The organism is Marinibacterium sp. SX1 (assembly GCF_050389775.1).
In the GTDB taxonomy this organism is placed as follows: Bacteria; Pseudomonadota; Alphaproteobacteria; order Rhodobacterales; family Rhodobacteraceae; genus Marinibacterium.
Map to the genome: position 1 here is coordinate 2124682 of NZ_CP177144.1, position 20426 is coordinate 2145107.

The window sequence follows — 20426 nt, forward strand, 5'->3', positions numbered from 1 at the left end:
CTCAGCCGCGCAGCAGGGCGTCGGCGGCGCGGTCGGCGATGGCCAGCGTGGCGGCCTGGGTATTGCCCGACACGATCGCCGGCATGACCGAGGCATCGGCCACGCGCAGCCCGTCGATCCCCCTGACCCTCAGGTCCAGGTCGGTCACCGCCTCGGCATCGGGGCCCATGCGGCAGGTGCCGGTCGGGTGCCCCTTGGATTCCGCGCGCGCCCGGATCTCGGCCTCGAAGGTCTCCGACGCGTCGGACATGTCCAGCCCGGCCGGCGGCCAGATCGGCGCGCCGAGTACCTCGCGCAGGGGGGATTGGTCATAGAACCGGCAGGCCATGCGCACTCCGCGCCGCAGGGTGGCCAGGTCGCGGGGATCGTCCAGCGCATTGGCCAGGATCGTCACGCCATCGGCCGGGTTGCCCGACCGCAGGCCCAGCCGCCCGCGCGAGCGGGTCTGCATGATCGTGGTGTTCATGACCATGGCATTGCCGTCCAGCCGGGGCATGTCCGGCCCGGCGGGCGCAAAGGCGGCAAAGTTGTATTGCACGTCCGGCCGGCCGCTGCCCGTGGTGTCGACGCAGGCCCCGGCATCCACGTGGGTCGAGGCCAGAAGGCCCCGGCGGTGCAGCACATAGTCGCGCAGGTTGCGCAGGGCGTTGCGCCCGCGATCCTGGCCGTCCAGCCCCTGGATCCCGTCGAGATACCAGGTCACGGCCGCACCGTGGTGGTCGTGGTAATTGGCGCCGACCCCGGGCGCGTCGCAGGCAACATCGATGCCCAGCCGGTTCAGATCCCCGGCCGGGCCGATGCCCGACAGCATCAGGATCTTCGGGCTCTGGATGGCCCCGGCGGTCAGCACGATCTCGCGCCGGGCGCGCAGGATGCGTTCGCCCCCGGCCTTGTCGCGCAGTTCCACGGCCGTGGCCCGCCGGCCGTCGATGCGCAGGCGCTGGACGGTGGCGCCGGTCACGACCGTCAGGGTCTCGCGCTTGAGCACCGGGCGCAGGAAACACCCGGCGGCCGATTGGCGCCGCCCCCTGTGGGCATAGACCTGGTACCAGCCGGCGCCCTCCTGGCGCGCGCCGTTGAAATCCTGGGTGGCGGGCACGCCGGCGGCAATGGCCGCGTCGATGGCCCGGGCCGAGACCGGGTGGGGCGCGGCGGGATCCGAGACGACCACCGGCCCGTCGGTCCCGTGATAGGCGTCGTCCAGGCGGGTGTTGGCCTCGTGGCGGCGAAAGACGGGCAGCATGTCGTCATAGGCCCAGCCGGCGCAGCCGTGGCGCTCGGCCCAGTCGTCGAAATCCTGGCGCTGGCCGCGCATGTAGACCATGGCTCCGATCGACGAGCCGCCGCCGATGACCCGGCCCTGCAACACGCGGACGGGGCGGCCGCCCAGCGACGGGTCGGGCTCGCTGAAGACCATGTCGGTTTCGGGCAGGTCGTAGAGCCGGGGGAAGGCCCCGGCCACGTGGATCGCAGGGCGCCGGTCCATCGGCCCGCGTTCGATAAGGGCAACGGTGACATCGCCCCGTTCGGCCAGCCGGGCGGCCAGGACACATCCGGCCGCGCCGCCTCCGACGACGATGAAGTCGAATTCCGTCTGCTCCGCCATGGATGCCCGTCCCGCCTTGTGCCCGCCCGTTGCGCTGACCCTTGGTCAACGCGGTGAGACTAGCCGTTTCCCGGCAGGGGGGAAGGCCCTCTGGGCAACACGACGGGGAATTCGGGGCAGGACATGGCGCATCGCATGGCAAACACTGCGCATGGGCGGCGCTGTGGCGTGGCGCGCTAAGGTCTTGAAATCAAGGGGAGAAGTGGCAGCCCGTAGGGGAATCGAACCCCTCTTTCCAGGTTGAAAACCTGGCGTCCTAACCGATAGACGAACGGGCCACTCTTTCTGTTGGCGGTGCCGGCTGGCTGTGCAGCGGGGCGGTGCCGTCCCGGCGTCGCCGCCGGTGAGGGGCTATCTAGGGAATACGCCGGGGGGGCGCAAGCGAAAAAATCGCCCCCGGGTGAAGATTCTGACAACGACCCGGCGTCACCCTTTGCCGGCGGGCGCGGCATCCTCCAGGCGCAGCTGCACGCTCTGCCGGCCGCCCCATGTGTTGATGTCGAGCCGGCCGGCCACGTGCACCCGCGACCGGTCGCCCCGGGTCAGCGCCGCGCCCATCGGCCCGTCAAAGGCGCCAAAGGCGATGGCGTCGATATTGCCGCCCATGCCATCGGTCAGGGACAGCTTGAGATGGCCGCTGCCGACCTCGCGTGCATGGCGCACCATCAGGTCGGGCAGGGCAAAGCGCGGGGCCGAGGCGCCCGCCCCGAAAGGCCCGGCGGTTTCCAGCGCCTCGACCAGTTCGACGGTCGCCGCTCCGGGCATCAGCATGCCGTCCAGCCGCAGGTCGGCAGGCCCCATCGTGCCCGCCCCCTGGCGGGCCAGCAGCTCGCTCAGCCGGCCCATCGCCGGCTCGAGCCGGTCGCGCGCCACCGTCAGCCCGGCGGCCATGCGGTGGCCGCCGCCCTTGATCAGCAGGCCCTCGCCGGCCAGCCGCTGGATCGAGGCACCCAGGTCCACGCCGCTCACCGACCGGCCCGAGCCCTTGCCCTCGTCATTCTCGAAACCGATGACCACGGCCGGCCGGTTGGTCACTTCCTTCAGTCGCGAGGCCACGATACCGACGACGCCCGGGTGCCAGCCATCGGCGGCGGCCCAGACCAGCGGTGCCTCCAGCCCACGGGCCTCGGCCTGGTCCAGGGCGGCGGCGCGCACGGCTTCCTCGATGGCCCGGCGTTCGGTGTTCAGCACGTCCAGCCGTTCGGCCAGGGCCTGGGCCTCGTGCGGATCCAGCGTCGACAGCAGGCGCGCGCCCAGGTCGGCCTTGCCGATCCGCCCGCCGGCATTGATCCGCGGGCCCAGCAGGAACCCCAGGGCATAGGCGCTTGGCGCGCTGTCCATCCGGGCGACATCGGCCAAGGCCACCAGGCCGGGCCGCTCGCGCCGGGCCATGACCCGCAGGCCCTGGCGCACCAGCGCCCGGTTGACCCCGATCAGCGGCGCCACGTCGGCCACGGTTGCCAGGGCCACGAGATCCAGAAGGGCCAGCAGGTCCGGGCCCTTGCGCCCGTCCTCGCGCAGCTGGCGCCCGGCCTCGACCAGCATCAGAAAGACCACGGCCGCGGCACACAGGTGCCCCAGCGCGCCGTCCTCGTCCTGGCGGTTGGGGTTCACCACGGCATGGGCCTCGGGCAGGGTCTCGCCGCCGAGGTGGTGGTCGAGCACGACAACATCCGTGCCCCCGGTCGCCGCGATCGGCTCGTGGGACAGGGTGCCGCAATCGACGCAGATGATCAGGTCATGAGCCTTGGCCAGCGCCTGCATGGCCGGCACGTTGGGCCCGTAGCCCTCGTCGATCCGGTCGGGCACATAGACCGTCGGCTCGCGCCCCAGCGCGCGCAGCCAGCTGACCAGCAGCGCGGCAGAGGATCCGCCGTCGACGTCGTAATCGGCAAAGATCGCGATCCGCTGGTTGCGGTCCACCGCCGCGATCACCCGGCTGGCCGCCCGTTCCATGTCGCGCAGGCTGCGCGGGTCGGGCAGCAGCTCGCGCAGCTGCGGCGCCAGAAAGGCCTGGGCCTCGGCCGCCGGCACGCCGCGCCGGGCCAGCACCTGGCAGATCGGCCGGGGCAGCCCGGTGTCCTGGGCCAGCGCCTCGGCCGCCCGCTCGGTCTCGATCGACGGCCCGGTCCAGCGCCGTCCGGTCAACGAGGCCTCTACCCCGAGAAAGCTCATCTGCACATCCGCGACAGGGGGTGGGGCAGGGCGCCGCCCCCTGTCTTCTTCTTGGTCAAAATACCCCTGCCGGCGCGGGCCGCCGGCGCCGCCGGCAGGGCAGGGCTCATTCCTCGATCGGCGAGCGGTACTGGACGCGCCGGACCGACCCGGTCTTGGATCGCATCAGGATCGTCTCGGTGGTCAGCCAGCCGACCTCGCGCTTGATGCCCGGCAGCAGGGTGCCCCCGGTCACGCCGGTGGCCGCAAAGATCACGTCCTCGCTGACCATCTCGTCGCGGGTATAGACCTTGTCCAGGTCGGTGATCCCGGCCTTTGCCGCCCGGCCGCGCTCGTCATCGTTGCGGAACAGCAGCCGGCCCTGGATCTGGCCGCCCATGCATTTCAGCGCCGAGGCCGCCAGCACGCCCTCGGGCGCACCGCCCGATCCCATGTACATGTCGATGCCGGTCTTCTCCGGCTCGGCGCAATGCATCACCCCGGCCACGTCGCCATCGGTGATCAGCCGGATCGATGCGCCGGTCGAGCGGACCTCTTCGATCATCTCCTGGTGACGCGGGCGCTCCAGGATGCAGACCGTGATGTCGGCCGGCGAGCAGCCCTTTTCCGAGGCCAGGGCCGAAACCCGGGTCGCCGCCGGCATGTCCAGCGTCACCAGTCCCTCGGAATAGCCCGGGCCGATGGCCAGCTTTTCCATGTAGACATCCGGCGCATGCAGCATCGAGCCGCGCGGGCCCATGGCGATGACCGTCAGCGCGTTGGGCATGTCCTTGGCCGTCAGCGTGGTGCCTTCCAGCGGGTCCAGCGCGATATCCACGCCCGGGCCGGTGCCGGTGCCGACTTCTTCACCGATGTACAGCATCGGCGCCTCGTCGCGCTCGCCCTCGCCGATGACGACCACGCCCTGGATGTCCAGCTTGTTCAGCTGTTCCCGCATGGCGTTCACCGCGGCCTGGTCGGCCGCCTTCTCGTCGCCGCGCCCCACCCATTTGGCCGAGGCCAGCGCGGCCTGTTCGGCCACCCGGGCCAGGCCCAGGGACAACATGCGGTCGTGGAATTCGACTGTAGAGCTCATTGGGGACAATCCTTCGAAGTTGATGTGACGGAAATCTTAACGGCTTTTTGTGAAAAACGTTCAGACGTTTTCGATGCGCAGCGCAACCGGGTGGCCGACCATGACGTCGGTGTCCTGCATCGCGGTGATCGCGTCATCGAGCGCGTCGCTGGTGGTCTTGTGGGTGACGATCAGCACCGGGGCGGTGGGTTCGGCATGGCCGTACTGGCGCATCCGGTTGATCGAGATCCCGGCGGAGCCGAGCGCCGCGGCGATCTTGGCCAGGGCGCCGGGTTTGTCATGCAGGCGCATGCGCAGGTAATAGGGCGCGGGCCGGGCGGCGGTGGCCGCCGGGGCCGGGTCCAGCGTGGCGGCCGGCTGGCCGAAGGTCGGCACGCGGAACCCGCGGGCCAGGTCGCAGATGTCGCCCATCACGGCGCTGGCCGTCGGGCCTTCGCCCGCGCCGGGGCCACGCAGCACGATCTGTTCGACGGCATCGCCCTCGATCACCACCATGTTGGTGCCGCCTTCCAGCTGGCCCAGCGGGGACGAGGCCGGGACCAGGCAGGGCTGCATCCGCTGTTCCAGCCCGCGCGCCGTGCGTTGGGCCACGCCCAGCAGCTTGATGCGGAAGCCCATGTCGCGGGCCTGCTGGATGTCTTCGAGGGTGATCCGCTGGATGCCTTCCAGCGTGACATTGTCGAAATCCACCCGGGTGCCGAAGGCGATGGCCGACAGCAGGGCCAGCTTGTGACCGGCGTCGATGCCACCGACGTCGAGATCGGGATCGGCTTCGAGATAGCCCAGCTTGGCGCATTCCTCGAAGAGCACCTCGTAGGGCTGTTCGGTGGCTTCCATCTGGGTCAGGATGTAATTGCAGGTGCCGTTCATCACGCCCATGACGCGATTGATCTCGTTGCCGGCCAGCCCTTCGGTCAGGGCCTTGATCACCGGGATGCCCCCGGCCACGGCGGCTTCGAACCGGATCGTGCGCCCGGCGGCCTCGGCCATTTCGGCCAGGTCCTGGCCATGGTGGGCCAGCAGGGCCTTGTTGGCCGTCACGACATCCTTGCCGCTGGCCAGGGCGGCTTCGGTGGCCTCCTTGGCGGGGCCGTCATGGCCACCCATCAGCTCGACAAAGACATCGATGTCGTCGCGTCTGGCCAGGGCCACGGGATCGCTTTCCCAGGCATAACCGCCCAGCGGCACGCCCCGGTCGCGGTTGGCGTCGCGGGCCGACACGGCGACCAGCTGCAAGTCGCGGCCGGTGCGGGCCGACAGCAGCGCGGCCTGGCGGCGCAGGATACGGACGACGCCCACCCCGACGGTGCCCAGACCGGCAATTCCAAGGCGCAACGGTGTGGTCATGCGGGGCTCCTTCTTCGGGCTGTGGTCGGCATGTCGTGTAGCGGGTTCGCGCGGGGGGCGCAACGCGCCGCCGCGCCGCTAGCGGTTCAGCTGGCGCAGCAGGCGCTGACGCGCCTCGGGGTCGAGCACTTCGTCGCGGCGCAGGCTGTCGGCCCGGCCCTGAAGCCGGGCCACGCGGCCGGCCAGGTCGCCCTGCAGTTCGGTGCCCGTCGCGACCGGATCGACGCTGGCCGCAACCACCGGGCCCAGGGGGATCAGCGCGGGATAATCGCCGCCGGTCACGTCGGGATCGCCGGCCCGGTCCAGCGCCGGCACCTCGATGCAGCCGGCCAGCGCAAGGGCCATCGCGCCCATCCCGGCCAGCATCGCCGCGCGGGCCGTGCGCCGCAGGGGCGGGCCGGATGTGCGGCCGTGCAGCGGGGCGGCGGAGATCGGGGCAAGGGGCGGGCGGGGCATCGGCGGGTCCTTCGGAGCTGTGGCCTTGATGCCCCATCCGGTGCCTGTCCGCAACATGGACAGGCCGGCGCCGGCCGTCCTCCACTCGTCACGGGCGAATGCCTGCCGCCCGTCCGGGCCATCGCCTGCCGCCCGCACGAGGGTTCGTCCAACCCTGGCATTGGCGTTCCCTCACTGTCGGCACAGGCGATCGTCCGACCCCGGCTTTGGGGAACCCGGACCGTTCGAACAGGCGATCACCCAACCCTGGCGCTGAGGAACCCTGACCGCCCGCACAGTAGATCGTCCAACCCCGGCACCAGCGCCCCTGCATCGCCCGCGCGGGCGATCCTCCGCCGGCGGTTGGGGCTTTTTTCTGAACGCTCGTTCGAATAATCTTGCCGCCATGGCACGTACCATCGGCTCGCATTCCGACATCACCGGCCCGCGCATCCGCGCTGCGGCCCAGCGGCTCTTTGCCAAGCACGGCTATGCCGCCGTGTCGATGCGCCAGATCGCCGGCGAGGTCGGCGTGCAGGCCGGGGCGCTCTACAATTACACCGCCGACAAGCAGAGCCTGCTGGCCGGGCTGATGCGCGCGCATATGGACGAGCTGATGGCGGCGCTGGATGCCGAGGACGGGCCGGCCGACCCGCTGACCCGGCTGGACCGGTTCACCCGGTTCCACATCCGCTATCACCTGGAACGGCCCGACGCGGTGTTCATCGCCTACATGGAATTGCGCAACCTGACGCCCGAGAATTTCGCCGAGATCGAGACCCTGCGCCGGCGCTACGAGGACCGGCTGGAAGCCATCCTGCGCGATGGCGTGGCCGCAGGCGTGCTGGGCGTGCCCGATCCCAAGGTGGCGACGCTGGCGGTCATTGCCATGCTGACCGGGGTGACGACCTGGTATCGCGAGACCGGGCGTCTGTCGCGTGACGACCTGGCCGAGACCTATTGCGCCATGGTCCGCAAGCTGGTCGCGGCCTGATACGGGCGGAGGTGGGGGCACCCGCAGAGGCTGGGGCGCGAGGCCACGGCGCCGCAAGGCACGGGGCTGTAGAGGGGCCGCGGGGCGCAAGGCTGTGGACAGGGTGCTGCGGGGCACGAGGCTTTACGCAGGGAGTGCCAGGCGCGAGGCCGTAGACAGGGTGTGCGGGGCGCGCGGCTGCAAGCAAGTTGCTGCGGGGCGTGCGGACGGCGACTGGCGCTGTTGGGCGCGACGATGCGGGCGTTGGCAAGGTGCAGGGACGATGGACCGGCCAAACCGCCAGCCACCAAAGCGAAACCCCCGGCGCCTGGGGCAACCGGGGGTCGGGAAAGACATGTCGCAAGGAACCGCCCCGAGGCGCGGGGGTCAGCCCGAATAGACGATCTGGGGCGCGAAGCGCGGGCGGGTGACCACGGCGTTGTACAGCTCCTGGGTCTTCCAGCCGATGTTGAAATCGGGATCGTAATAGCCCCGGGTTTCCATCAGGATCACCCGGTCGCCGTCATAGAGCACCGGCAGCTTGTCCTCGAATTCGGCGATCGAGCCGTTGGTGATGATCGTCCCGAAACCGCGGTCCTCGCTCCAGTCGACGTAATAGCGGTTGTCGTCCTCGCTCCAGTAGACAAGCGTGATCCGCATATCGACCTCGTTGTCGGGCTGGGTCAGGAACTTGACCAGCTCGACCATCGTGTCGATGTATTCGTCGTCGACGACCTGTGTCTCGCGGCTGAGCATGTCCGACACGGTATAGGCCGCCTTGAGATTGGTCGTGCTGGTCCGATAGCCGTCAAAGAAGACATAGGCCGCCATGTACGCCCAGAAGAGCAGGGGCATCATGATCAGGAATTCGACCGACACCGATCCCCGGGTGTCGTCGGCAAAGCGGGCAAGGGTCATTCTGAACCTGTTGCTGTGCATGGCGCTACCTCGGCTCCTGCACGAAGGCCGTCGACGAGATCAGCGAATACTGCCCCGCGCCGTCCTTGGCCAGATTGGCGCCCAGGCCGAAATTGGCGAAGACCGGATCGACCTTGACGCAGGCGCGCATGATCATCAGCTGGTTGTCCAGCCCGTTGACGAAGTTGCGCACCGGGGCGACGTCTTCGGATTTGTCGGTGCAATCGGCCGCGCTGTCGGGGGGCTGCCAGTCATGCGGGTCGATCTGGATCATCTCCAGCCGCAGCGAGGTGCCGCAATCGGCGATGAAGCCCGCCCGGGTGCAGATCAGGTCCTTGATCTCGTCATGCTGGGGGGCCGAGCCGGTGCCCAGGCGGATGTCCCGCACGACCTGGTCCATGGCCCGTTCCAGCATGCCCTGGCGCAGGGTGACAAAGCCCAGGTCGACGGCCGAGCAGAGCATCATCAGCATGGCCGGAACCGTGATGACGAATTCGATCGTGCTGGAACCGCTTTCCGAGCGGCCGAAACGGCGGAGGAAGCGAAGCGGGCGGCAGGTCATTGGGTCAACCGGAGCTGGCGGATGGACGAGGCGATGGCCGAGAAGGCATCGGAGATTTCCAGGCCTTCGACATCGAAGTAATGGGCCGGCGAGCTGGCGCAATCCTGCAGCACGGCCTCGCCGTTGGGCGGGGCTTCGAAGCCGATGGTGAAGACGATGACGTTCTCTTCCTTCACCGCGTCGCAGATCCGCGACACCCGGCTGTTCTTGGTCGAGGCGTTCACGTAGCTGCGGGCGTCGTAATACCAGTCGTTCCAGGCCTGGTCGTCGTTCATCCAGGGCTCGTAAAGCGCCTCGACAACCTCTTCCATCGTGGTGAAGGCCCAGAGGTCGGCATAGCTGACTTCCTCGGCCACGCCCGGTTCGTCGACGACAACGGTGGTCGCGACCTGCTTGTACTTGCGGCACGATCCGTTGCGCTTGTAGGACGTGCATTCATATTCGTAGTTGGTTTCCTCGTAGGTGCCTTCGCCATAGGCGTGGTCCTGCCAGGAATTGTTGTGCGGCCAGTAGAACAGCGGCTCGTTGGTGTTGCCGTCGTTGTCCTCGTCGTCGGTATCGAGCCCGGTGTAGACCGAATAGACCTCCTGGCTTTCGTTCCACCAGATGTTCGACGGGCCGGCGCGGAAACCGTCGTTGAGGTAATACTGGGCGGTGTTCTCGCCGTCGGTCATCAGCACGATGACCTTCAGCGCCGAGCTGTCGTCGTAGTTCAGCGGCCGGCCGGCGAAACTGCCCGAGATGTCGCCATCGCCGATCAGTTCGGTCACGACGGGCTGCAGCGACGGGTCGATCAGGGCGACGCCCCATTTCATGCCGATGTCGATCGAGGTGTTCCCGCCGCCCCACATGTCGTCGATGAAATCCCTCAGCGTGTCGCGGTCGTCTTCGAGGATGACCAGCTCGCGGCTGGGCGTCGGGTCGCAGACGGGCAGGGTGACATAGCGCATCGGGTCGCGGCCCCGGCCGTCGTAATCGTACCAGGGGTCGAAGAACATCGTGCGTTCGTATTCATGCGTCAGGCTCATCGAGGTGTATTGGAAATCACTCGATTCAAAGTTGATGCAACGCGGGAAGCCCGGGATGTTGCCGCTGGCCGCCTCGCGGGCGACGACGGTGGCGTAATCGGCTTCGTTTGTCGTGGTCAGCTCGCCCCAGACGTTTTCCGGCACCGAAACCTGGGTGGCATAGGGCACGACCGAGATCGACACCTTGCCCTCTTCGGAATTGTCGAACATCTCGTCGACGAAATCCTTGGCGGCCGTCTTCAGGTTGGTCAGGCGGTTGTTGCTGTTCATCGAGCCCGAAACGTCGAGCACAAGCGAGATCTCGACCCCGTCGATGCGTTCCTCGGCGGTCGATGCGGCATTGGCCGTCAGGGTGTCGACCCCGGCCATGTGCATGAACTGGGTGGCAAATGTGGTCTGGGCCGAGCCCGAGACGACACGATAGCCCAGGCCCTCGTCGACGGTCACCTCGGAAAGGTATTCGCCGATATTGGCCTTTTCGAAATAGTCGCGGACAACGGCGGCCGGATCGAGCTGCTGGTCGAGGTCGGCGGCGGCCAGCACGGCGCGGTCGAGGGTGTATTGCACCATGGTCCGGTCGCGTTCGAAGCGCATGACGTCGATGCCGATGCCGCCGATGATCAGCATCATCAGGAAGATGTAGATGGCAAAGATCACCATCACGCCGGACTCGTCGCGGGCAAAGCGGCCCAGGCCCATCCGGCGCAGGCGGCGTTTGACATCCCGGGTCATGGCACGGGTGATCCGGCGGCGCCGGGCAGGCGACATCTCGCGCGACCCGCGAGTCGAGTGTGTGTTCGTCATTGGCAACCTCTCACCCCCCCATAGGGCAATTCCTGAGGGACACCCCCAATACGTCCCATTTCCAGATCCACGAGCGATGTGGCGAGATTGTGGCCATCACGCGGCGAGAATCCAATTTTCCTTTTGAAATTCCGCTAGTTATTCCCTTCGCGGAAACAATGCGGGGGCTGGCGGTCATTTCGTTCTCGATTCCATGGGCCGGCCGGGGCGGGGGCGGCCACCGGTTCGGGCGGGTGTTTCCGGGGCCCGTCGCCGGTGCTGGCGCGCGCCCGGTTGGCGGGCGGCCGGCCCGGCGGTCGGGGCGTGGCAATTGCGGCCCGGACGGGGCGGTGATGCGGGCGGTCCGGGCGCCCTGGCGGCCGGCGTCGGGCCAGTATTGGCAGGGCTTGTGTTTGGGATAAGGCGCAATTGGCACCGAAATCCGGCGGATTGTCCGGCGTATGGGCAACGAAGCGGGGTGCTGCCGAGGGTTGTTGCCCAGCCGCGCACGATGCCGCGCGGGGGCCGCAAAGAGGGCCGAGAATCGCGGATTTTTCCTCGAATTCAGGGCGATGACGAATTTTCTCCACGGATTAACCGATGCGTCATAGGCTATGGGGCAGAAAAGGGGCGTGAGATCCCGTCATGTGCAAGGAGGGCGCGACATGACCACGAGGACCGAACCGAGTTTCCGCGAAAGCGTGGACCTGATGTTCAACCGGGCGGTGGCCCTGATGGATCTGCCACCGGGGCTCGAGGAAAAGATCCGCGTCTGCAATGCGACCTACACGGTGCGCTTCGGCGTGCGGCTGCGCGGCGGCATCCAGACTTTCACGGGTTATCGCTCGGTGCATTCCGAGCACATGGAGCCGGTCAAGGGCGGCATTCGCTACGCGATGGGGGTCAACCAGGACGAGGTCGAGGCGCTGGCCGCGCTGATGACCTACAAATGCGCCCTGGTCGAGGCGCCGTTCGGCGGCTCGAAGGGCGGGCTGCGCATCGATCCGCTGCAATACGAGGAGCACGAGCTCGAACTGATCACCCGGCGCTTTGCCTATGAGCTGGCCAAGCGCGACCTGATCGACCCGGCCCAGAACGTGCCGGCGCCCGACATGGGCACGGGCGAGCGCGAAATGGCCTGGATCGCCGATCAATACGCGCGGATGAACACGACAGACATCAATGCCAAGGCCTGCGTGACCGGCAAGCCGCTCAATGCCGGGGGTATCGCCGGGCGGGTCGAGGCGACGGGCCGGGGCGTGCAATACGCCCTGCGCGAATTCTTCCGCCACGAGGCAGACAAGGCCAAGGCGGGGCTGTCGGGCACGCTGGAGGGCAAGCGCATCATCGTCCAGGGGCTGGGCAACGTGGGGTATCACGCGGCGCGGTTCCTGCAGGAAGAGGATGGCGCGGTGATCACCGGGATCATCGAGCGCGACGGGGCGCTGTTCAACCCCGCCGGGCTGGATGTCGAGGCGGTGCGGGCCTGGCTGCTGAGCCATGGCGGCGTGGCCGGCTTCCCCGACGCGGTGCACAGTGCCGAGGGCGGGGCCGTGATGGAGGAAGATTGCGACATCCTGATCCCGGCGGCGCTGGAAGGGGTGATCAACCTGGGCAATGCCGAGCGGATCAAGGCACCGCTGATCATCGAGGCGGCCAACGGGCCGGTGACGGCCGGGGCCGATGACGTGCTGCGCGCGAAGGGCACGGTGATCATTCCCGACATGTATGCCAATGCCGGCGGGGTGACGGTGTCCTATTTCGAATGGGTCAAGAACCTCAGCCATATCCGCTTTGGCCGGATGCAGCGCCGCCAGGAAGAGGCGCGGCACGAGCTGGTCGTGGGTGAGTTGGAACGGCTGTCGGCCGCCCTGGGCAATTCCTGGACGCTGGATCCTCGGTTCAAGGAGAAATACCTGCGCGGGGCCGGCGAGCTGGAACTGGTGCGCTCGGGGCTGGATGACACGATGCGCATTGCCTACCAGTCGATGCGCGAGGTCTGGCATTCGCGCGACGATGTCGAAGACCTGCGCACGGCGGCTTATCTCGTCTCGATCGACAAGGTGGCGGCCAGCTACCGGGCCAAGGGCCTTTGACGGCCTGTGCGGCACGGTTTGCTCCGGGTGGTCCAGGGTCTGCGCGGTGTGGCACGATCCACGCGCTGTGCCGCCGTTTACGGGGTGGCGGCGCAGGCGATGACCTGGTGCGAACGGAAACCTGTCCGGGATGATGTCGCATGACCGGGCAGGCGCCGTGGATGACATAGTGTGGGGTTACAGGCGTTTTGGATGGCGCCGCACGCCGAGGCAGGCGTCCGGGATGGCATGGTATGATCCGATCGGGGTCCGGGTTGGCACCGAGTACCCCGGCAGGCGTCCTGGGGGGGTCACGTTTTGAACCGAAGAGGCGCCAGAGAGGGTTCTGCGTGAACCGACAGACGCCCGGCGTGACACGAAGGGTGCCGGGAACGACGCCGCATCAACCGAAAGGCGCCCGCGATGATACAAGATGACACAACATGAACCGCCAAGCCCCCGGCATGAAGATGCCGGGGCGGGGCAGGGGAGGGCAGAAGGGTGATGGAAGCCCGGGCCCGGGGAAGGTAACCTTGGTCCGATCCCGATTCTGGAGGCACAGATGATCCGCTTTACCCCGGTCGCCCCTTCGCTTGTCCCCGCGCTGGCCCTGGCCGCGCTGCTTGCCGCCGGCGCGCCGGCGCTGGCCCAGGAGGTCACGAAGGAAGAATATTGCGGCCAGACGGCCAATGTCGTGGCTGCGATCCAGCAGGCGCGGCTGGACCGCGTCAAGGAACGCGACGTGCGCGACACGATTCTCGCAACCGATCCGGCCTGGCCCGACAAATACGACAACGCCATTGTCCAGATGACCCCCTGGGTCTACGAACAGAAGATGCGCGACGTTCGCAACAACGACCTCGGCGCCGTCTGGTCCGAAGTCTGTACCGCCAACTGGGACGCCTTCAAGGACAGCCTGAACTGATCATCCCGATCCCATATCGCCTTGCGGAGCCTGCCCGATGAGCCTGCCGCCGAATTTCCTGGACGAATTGCGTGGCCGGCTGAGCCTGAGCCAGGTGGTCGGCCGCAAGGTGACCTGGGACATGCGCAAGTCGAACCAGGGCAAGGGCGACTGGTGGGCGCCCTGTCCGTTCCACCATGAGAAGACGGCCAGCTTTCACGTCGATGATCGCAAGGGCTTTTATTATTGCTTCGGCTGCCAGGCCAAGGGCGACGTCCTGGGCTTCGTGAAGGAAAGCGAGAACGTCTCGTTCATGGAAGCCGTGGAAATCCTGGCGCGCGAGGCCGGCATGCAGATGCCCGCCCGCGACCCCCAGGCCCAGAAAAAGCTCGACCGCCAGACCCTGCTGGCCCAGGTCATGGAGCAGGCGGTGCAATTCTACCGCCTGCAGCTGAAGACCGCCGGGGGTGGCGCTGCGCGGGCCTATCTCGCCCGGCGCGGGCTGTCCGAAGCGGTGCTGGACCGCTGGGAGATCGGATTTGCCCCGGATGGCTGGCAGGGCCTGTGGGACAACCTGCGCGGCAAGGGCGTGGCCGAAGACCTGATCATGGATGCCGGGCTGGCCCGGCCGTCATCCAAGGGGCGCAACCCCTACGACATCTTCCGCAACCGGGTGATGTTTCCGATCCGCGATGCCCGCGGCCGGGCGATTGCCTTCGGCGGCCGGGCGATGGATCCCGACGACAATGCCAAGTACCTGAATTCGCCGGAAACACTGCTGTTCGACAAGGGCCGCAACCTGTTCAACCTGGGCCCCGCCCGGGCCGCCGCGGGGCGCGGCCAGCCGCTGATCGTGGCCGAGGGCTACATGGATGTCATCGCCCTGGCCGAGGCCGGGTTCGAGGCATCGGTCGCGCCGCTGGGCACGGCCGTGACGGAACACCAGCTGCAGATGCTGTGGCGCATCGCGCCCGAGCCGGTGATGTCGCTGGACGGCGACAAGGCCGGGATCAAGGCGGCGATGCGGGTGATCGACCTGGCCCTGCCGCTGCTGGCCCCGGGCCGGTCGCTGCGCTTTGCGATCATGCCCGACGGCAAAGACCCGGACGACCTGCTGCGCAGCCAGGGCGCCGAAGCGGTGCAAAAGGTGCTGGACGGCGCGCGGCCGATGGTCGGGCTGATCTGGCAACGGGCGATCGAAGGCCGGATCTTCGACAGCCCCGAACGCAAGGCCGCGCTGGAACACGAGCTGAAGAAGGTGACCGGCCAGATCCAGGACCAGTCGCTGCGCCAGCATTACGACCGCGAATTGCGCGGCCTGACGTGGAAGCTGTTTTCCGAGCAGCGCCAGCAGGACCGCGGCCGGGGCAAGCGCGACGGCACCGGCTGGCGGCCGGGCGGGCGGCCTTCGGGCCCGGTGCAGAGCACGCGGGTGTCCTATCTGGCCACCGCCGACGAGGCGGCCCAGGACCACATGCGCGAAGCGGTCATCCTGGCCACGCTGATCGTCACCCCGCAGCTCATAGCGGATTTCGACGACGGGCTGCTGTCGATGCCCTGCCGCGATGCCGAACATGCCCGGCTGCGCGACCTGCTGTTGCGTCATGACCCGGAAACCGGCGATCTGGCCGCCGCCGTCGGACAGGAAGCCCTTGAAAATCTCATGCGGCTTCGCCATGTGGCCATCAGCCCCTGCCTGCGCAAACCTGGCGACACGGATCTGGCCCGCATGACGGTGGCCGGCGAGATCGCAAAACTATCGGCTGCGCGGGGGCTGAATGCCGAGATCGCCGAGGCGATCGAGGAGATCGAGGGCTTTGCCGACGAGGCGGTGACATGGCGGTTGGGAGAGGCCGCGCAGCTGCACCACCTCGCGACGCGAAGCCAGCAGGAGGACACGGCCGAATATGATGTCGGTGAGAACGGGGCGCCCATCAACCGCGATGAACGCTCTGCGCTCGACGCGCTATTGGCGCAGATATCCTTCAGCAAGCCGGGAACATGACACCGTATGGTGACAAACAGGTAAATAAATACGGGTAAGCGGGTGGCCGAATCAAATTGACGCGCTAATGATTCGCCGGTAGCGAATCGCCCCTATCCCCCTCAGGAGCACCGAATGGCCGCCAAGGACACCGAAGACCAGAAGTCGGAAGACCAGGAACAGGAAATCTCGCTCGACATGAGCCAGGCCGCCGTCAAGAAGATGATCGGCGAGGCTCGCGAGAAGGGCTATATCACCTATGATCAGCTCAACCAGGTCCTGCCGCCGGACCAGGTGAGTTCCGAGCAGATCGAGGACGTGATGTCGATGCTGTCCGAAATGGGCATCAACATCATCGAGGACGAGGAAGCCGAGGACGAGGAGAACAAGGGCTCGACCGAGGTCGCCACGACCAACGACGCCCGCGAAGTCACCCTCGCCAACCAGCAGACCGAAAAGCTGGACCGCACCGACGACCCGGTGCGCATGTACCTGCGCGAGATGGGCTCGGTCGAGCTGCTGTCGCGCGAGGGCGAGATTGCCATCGCCAAGCGGATCGAGGCCGGCCGGAACACGATGATCGCCGGGCTCTGCGAAAGCCCGCTGACCTTCCAGGCCATCACGATCTGGCGCGAGGAACTGCTGTCCGAGGACATCCTGCTGCGCGATGTCATCGACCTGGAAACCACCTTCGACAACCAGCTTGGCGAAGAGGGCGAGGTCGACGAGCCGCTGGTCGACACGGCATCGGTGCAGACCGAGAAGAAGGCCGAAAGCAACGGGCCCGAGCTGGATGCCGACGGCAACCCGATCGCCCGCGAAGACGATGACGACGACGACGACCAGGCCAACATGTCGCTGGCCGCGATGGAAGCCGCGCTGAAGGACAAGGTCCTGATGACGCTGGAGCGGATCGCCGACGATTACGCCCAGCTGTCGGAAATGCAGGACAGCCGGATCTCGGCCACGCTGAACGAGGATGGCTCGTTCACCGAGGCCGACGAGGCGATGTACCAGGCGCTGCGCTCGGAAATCGTGAAATTGGTGAACGAGCTTCACCTGCACAACAACCGCATCGAGGCGCTGATCGACCAGCTCTACGGCATCAACCGGCGCGTCATGTCGATCGATTCCGCCATGGTGAAACTCGCCGACCAGGCGCGGATCAACCGCAAGGAATTCGTCGACGCCTATCGCGGCCGCGAGCTGGATCCGAACTGGCTGTCCGACATGGCGGCCAAGCCGGGCCGGGGCTGGCAGATGTTCATCGAACGCTCGACCGACAAGGTCGAGGACCTGCGCGCCGACATGGCCCAGGTCGGCCAGTATGTCGGTGTCGATATCGGTGAATTCCGGCGCATCGTGCAGCAGGTGCAGAAGGGCGAGAAAGAGGCTCGCCAGGCCAAGAAGGAAATGGTCGAGGCCAACCTGCGCCTGGTGATCTCGATCGCCAAGAAATACACCAACCGCGGGTTGCAGTTCCTGGACCTGATCCAGGAGGGCAACATCGGCCTGATGAAGGCCGTGGACAAGTTCGAATACCGCCGCGGCTACAAGTTCTCGACCTATGCGACCTGGTGGATCCGTCAGGCCATCACCCGGTCCATCGCCGACCAGGCCCGGACGATCCGTATCCCGGTCCACATGATCGAGACGATCAACAAGCTGGTCCGCACGGGTCGCCAGATGCTGCACGAGATCGGCCGCGAGCCAACCCCGGAAGAGCTGGCCGAAAAGCTGCAGATGCCGCTGGAGAAGGTTCGCAAGGTGATGAAGATCGCCAAGGAACCGATCAGCCTCGAAACGCCCATCGGCGACGAGGAAGACAGCCAGCTGGGCGATTTCATCGAGGACAAGAATGCCGTGCTGCCGCTCGACAGCGCCATTCAGGAAAACCTCAAGGAAACCACGACCCGCGTTCTGGCCTCGCTCACCCCGCGCGAGGAACGGGTTCTGCGGATGCGGTTCGGCATCGGCATGAACACCGACCACACGCTGGAAGAGGTCGGCCAGCAGTTCAGCGTGACCCGCGAACGGATCCGCCAGATCGAGGCGAAGGCGCTGCGCAAGCTCAAGCACCCCAGCCGAAGCCGCAAGCTGCGGTCGTTCCTGGACCAGTAAGGAAAAGCGCCCCGCGGGGCGCTTTTTTCATGGGGCGTCATGGATCCCTTCGGCAAGATCATCCACTGCGACGGGCTTGAGGTCGATGCCGCTATCCGCGCCTTTCACGAGGCCCAGGACGGCGATTTCGAAGGCCAGGTCAGCGTGGCCCGGGGGTCCGGCCTGGCCGGGCGGCTGGCCGATCTCTTTGGCTTTCCCCCGGCGATGCGCGACCGGCCGATGCGCATGACCGTGCGCGGCGGCCCCGAGGTCGCGACCTGGGAACGAGATTTCGACGGCCATCATCTGCGCTCGACCCTGGTGCGGCGGGGCAGCGTGCTGCTGGAACGCTTCGGCCCCATCTGCCTGTTCCTGTGCCTGCGCGAGGAAGAGGGCGGCGCGCTGCGGATCGACGTGCTAGGCGGCGCGTTCCTTGGTCTGCGCCTGCCGCGATTTGTCCTGCCGCGCAGCGACAGCCTGGAAACCGGGCGCGATGGTTGCCTGCATTTCGACATCAGCGCCGAGCTGCCGCTGTTGGGCCCGATGATCCGCTATGTCGGCTGGCTGCGGCCCGCGGATGAGGCCACGCCGGGCGGGTAAATTCGGCGTGAACGGATTGGGTTGCGGCGGAAAGCCGGGTAACCTGTTGTCGTTGCGTCAAGAATGAGTGAGTCGATGCCCAAGCACCGCCTGATGATCACCGCCCTTGCCCTGGCTCTTGCGGGATCCGCCCAGGCGCAGAATTTCCTGGCCACGCCCGGCGATGCCAGGGTCTATCCCATCGACCAGAACGTCTTTGAAGTGGTCGGCAATTCTGGCCGGGGCTTCAACATGTGGTGGTGCGGCGCGGCGACCTATGCCCGCCGGGTGCTGGGCGCCGATTGGCGCGCGCCGATTTCCATCGCCCGCAGCCTGGGGACCAGCCAGGCCACCGGGCGCCGGTCGTCCGTACAATTCACGCTGAACCCCTCGGCCCTGGGGATCGAACCGGTGCAAAGCTACAGCCCCAACGCGCTGGTGCTGGGCGATACCAAGACGGTGCAGGACGCCAACAGCTCCTGCACGCAGCTGCGCATTCCCTTCCGCTGACCGGGCGCCCGCGCGCCTGGGAGGATCAACACCGGAGAGCCCGATGAACCGCCTTGCTTCCCTTGTTGTGCTGGGCCTGGTCCTGGCCGGACCGGCCGCCGCGCAAAAGGTCTATGGCCCCGGCGGCACGACGATCTACCCGATCGACGGCGCGGTCTTCGAGGTCGTGGGCCCGCCCAGCGACAAGACCATGTGGTGCGGGGCGGCGAAATACGCCCGCCAGGCCAAGGTCGGCTGGAAGACCCCCATCGTCGTCGTCCGCGCGCCCGAGGCCAGCGCGCTGGAAGACGGCCGCCGCCAGGGCACCCGCTTTACCGTGGCCCCCCAGGCCGCGGGCGTCACTCCCACGGGCGAAGGCCGGTCGCTGTCGCCCGGCACCTGGCAGACCGTGTCCATCGCCAACCGCAATTGCGTGCGCCTCGACAACCCGAGCGACCGCTGACCCTTTTCTTCCTTCAATGACGGATCTCGTCCCATGTCCCTGAAATCTGCTCTCTGCCTCGCGGCCGCCTGTGCGACCTGTGCCGCCACCCCGATCCTGGCCCAGCAGGAGGTCATGCGCGGCCCCGGCGGGTCGGACATCTACCAGGTCGATGCCAATGTCATCGAGGTCGTGTCGAACCTGGGCCAGGACCGGGGATTCTGGTGCGGGGCGGTGAAATACCTGCGCCACCACCACACCGACTGGCACACCGCGATCTACGTGGTCAGCGGTCCGGCCGAAACCGATCACGTGGCCAGCGGCCAGGGCGTCAAGTTTGCCATCGACCCGGCGGCCGCCGGGGTGACCCCCGCGGCCGAAAGCGCCGAGCTGGCGCCGGGCAACTGGCAGACCATGACCGTCGCCAACCGGGGCTGCAACGCCATCGACAACCCGCAGGGCAACGGCTGAGCCCATGCCCCAGGTCCTGGAGATCTCTACGCCCGGCCCCGGCTTTCACGAGTTCACCGGGGCCGTCCAGGGCTGGCTGGCCGAGCAGGGCGCGGGCGACGGCGTGGTGACGGTCTTCGTGCGCCATACCTCCTGTTCGCTGCTGATCCAGGAAAATGCCGACCCCGATGTGCGCACCGACCTGGCCGCCTTTTTCCGGCGGCTGGTGCCGCCGGCGGATGACCCGGCGATGGGCTACCTGCGCCACCGGGCCGAGGGTCCCGACGACATGCCCGCCCATATCAAGGCGGCGGTCATGCCCGTCAGCCTGCAGATCCCGGTGATCGACGGCCGGGCCATGCTGGGCACCTGGCAGGGCATCTATCTGGTCGAACATCGCGACCGGCCGCACCGGCGCCAGGTTGTGCTGGCCTTCACCCCGTCCTGAGCGATTCTCCGAAAACACGAAATCCGCATCTGGGGGAATGTCAATTCCACTAC

Annotated in this window: 18 protein-coding genes and 1 tRNA gene; 10 read left to right on the plus strand and 9 right to left on the minus strand. The window is 67.5% G+C overall.

What is annotated here, in order from left to right; all coding sequences use genetic code 11:
• Window position 1 precedes the first annotated feature (1 nt).
• From ACK3BB_RS09405 to ACK3BB_RS09430, 6 genes are all read right to left on the minus strand, one after another.
• A complete protein-coding gene (locus ACK3BB_RS09405; RefSeq protein ID WP_428928457.1) occupies window positions 2–1606 on the minus strand; it encodes a GMC family oxidoreductase in 1605 nt (534 codons plus the stop codon).
• A gap of 203 nt (window positions 1607–1809) precedes the next feature.
• Window positions 1810–1884 (minus strand) — tRNA-Glu (locus ACK3BB_RS09410).
• A gap of 148 nt (window positions 1885–2032) precedes the next feature.
• Window positions 2033–3781, minus strand: coding sequence for a single-stranded-DNA-specific exonuclease RecJ (gene recJ / locus ACK3BB_RS09415; protein WP_428928458.1), 1749 nt, complete (start codon window positions 3779–3781; stop codon window positions 2033–2035).
• A gap of 106 nt (window positions 3782–3887) precedes the next feature.
• Complete coding sequence (gene glpX / locus ACK3BB_RS09420) at window positions 3888–4856, minus strand: class II fructose-bisphosphatase (RefSeq protein WP_428928459.1); 969 nt, start codon at window positions 4854–4856, stop codon at window positions 3888–3890.
• A 60-nt stretch (window positions 4857–4916) separates the two neighbouring features.
• The gene (locus ACK3BB_RS09425) at window positions 4917–6203 is read right to left on the minus strand and encodes a homoserine dehydrogenase (RefSeq protein WP_428928460.1); all 1287 of its coding nucleotides are present in this window, start codon (window positions 6201–6203) and stop codon (window positions 4917–4919) included.
• Window positions 6204–6281: 78 nt separating this feature from the next.
• The gene (locus ACK3BB_RS09430; RefSeq protein ID WP_428928461.1) at window positions 6282–6659 is read right to left on the minus strand and encodes a hypothetical protein; all 378 of its coding nucleotides are present in this window, start codon (window positions 6657–6659) and stop codon (window positions 6282–6284) included.
• Window positions 6660–7044: 385 nt separating this feature from the next.
• Here ACK3BB_RS09430 and ACK3BB_RS09435 point away from each other — a divergent pair, with 385 nt between their 5' ends.
• Window positions 7045–7632 carry a TetR/AcrR family transcriptional regulator gene (locus ACK3BB_RS09435; RefSeq protein WP_428928462.1) on the plus strand — a complete coding sequence of 196 codons (588 nt, stop codon included), beginning with the start codon at window positions 7045–7047 and terminating at the stop codon, window positions 7630–7632.
• Between the two features lie 366 nt (window positions 7633–7998).
• Here ACK3BB_RS09435 and ACK3BB_RS09440 read toward each other — a convergent pair whose 3' ends face one another.
• Genes ACK3BB_RS09440 through ACK3BB_RS09450 form a run of 3 tightly spaced genes read right to left on the minus strand, consistent with a single transcriptional unit; the run spans window position 7999 to window position 10851 of the window.
• On the minus strand, window positions 7999–8529 hold the full coding sequence (locus ACK3BB_RS09440) for a TadE/TadG family type IV pilus assembly protein (protein WP_428928463.1): 531 nt from the start codon (window positions 8527–8529) through the stop codon (window positions 7999–8001).
• Between the two features lie 25 nt (window positions 8530–8554).
• Window positions 8555–9091 carry a TadE/TadG family type IV pilus assembly protein gene (locus ACK3BB_RS09445; protein ID WP_428928464.1) on the minus strand — a complete coding sequence of 179 codons (537 nt, stop codon included), beginning with the start codon at window positions 9089–9091 and terminating at the stop codon, window positions 8555–8557.
• Window positions 9088–10851 carry a pilus assembly protein TadG-related protein gene (locus tag ACK3BB_RS09450; protein ID WP_428928465.1) on the minus strand — a complete coding sequence of 588 codons (1764 nt, stop codon included), beginning with the start codon at window positions 10849–10851 and terminating at the stop codon, window positions 9088–9090. Before ACK3BB_RS09450 ends, ACK3BB_RS09445 begins: the two co-directional genes overlap by 4 nt.
• A 716-nt stretch (window positions 10852–11567) precedes the next feature.
• Here ACK3BB_RS09450 and ACK3BB_RS09455 point away from each other — a divergent pair.
• The 9 genes from ACK3BB_RS09455 (at window position 11568) to ACK3BB_RS09495 (ending at window position 20373) form a co-directional block, all read left to right on the plus strand.
• On the plus strand, window positions 11568–12998 hold the full coding sequence (locus ACK3BB_RS09455; RefSeq protein WP_428928466.1) for a Glu/Leu/Phe/Val family dehydrogenase: 1431 nt from the start codon (window positions 11568–11570) through the stop codon (window positions 12996–12998).
• A 541-nt stretch (window positions 12999–13539) separates the two neighbouring features.
• Window positions 13540–13902 (plus strand): hypothetical protein, encoded by a 363-nt coding sequence (locus ACK3BB_RS09460; RefSeq protein ID WP_428928467.1) that lies wholly within the window; start codon window positions 13540–13542, stop codon window positions 13900–13902.
• Between the two features lie 37 nt (window positions 13903–13939).
• Window positions 13940–15886 carry a DNA primase gene (gene dnaG / locus ACK3BB_RS09465; protein WP_428928468.1) on the plus strand — a complete coding sequence of 649 codons (1947 nt, stop codon included), beginning with the start codon at window positions 13940–13942 and terminating at the stop codon, window positions 15884–15886.
• Between the two features lie 114 nt (window positions 15887–16000).
• Entirely contained in the window at window positions 16001–17986 is a 1986-nt protein-coding gene (gene rpoD / locus ACK3BB_RS09470; RefSeq protein WP_428928469.1) for an RNA polymerase sigma factor RpoD, read from the plus strand.
• A gap of 39 nt (window positions 17987–18025) precedes the next feature.
• Window positions 18026–18565: a DUF4166 domain-containing protein gene (locus ACK3BB_RS09475; protein WP_428928470.1), complete on the plus strand. Its 540-nt coding sequence runs from the start codon at window positions 18026–18028 to the stop codon at window positions 18563–18565.
• Between the two features lie 75 nt (window positions 18566–18640).
• The gene (locus tag ACK3BB_RS09480) at window positions 18641–19054 is read left to right on the plus strand and encodes a hypothetical protein (protein ID WP_428928471.1); all 414 of its coding nucleotides are present in this window, start codon (window positions 18641–18643) and stop codon (window positions 19052–19054) included.
• Between the two features lie 43 nt (window positions 19055–19097).
• The gene (locus tag ACK3BB_RS09485) at window positions 19098–19496 is read left to right on the plus strand and encodes a hypothetical protein (protein ID WP_428928472.1); all 399 of its coding nucleotides are present in this window, start codon (window positions 19098–19100) and stop codon (window positions 19494–19496) included.
• 33 nt (window positions 19497–19529) lie between these two features.
• The gene (locus ACK3BB_RS09490; RefSeq protein WP_428928473.1) at window positions 19530–19946 is read left to right on the plus strand and encodes a hypothetical protein; all 417 of its coding nucleotides are present in this window, start codon (window positions 19530–19532) and stop codon (window positions 19944–19946) included.
• Between the two features lie 4 nt (window positions 19947–19950).
• Window positions 19951–20373: a secondary thiamine-phosphate synthase enzyme YjbQ gene (locus ACK3BB_RS09495; RefSeq protein ID WP_428928474.1), complete on the plus strand. Its 423-nt coding sequence runs from the start codon at window positions 19951–19953 to the stop codon at window positions 20371–20373.
• Window positions 20374–20426 lie beyond the last annotated feature (53 nt).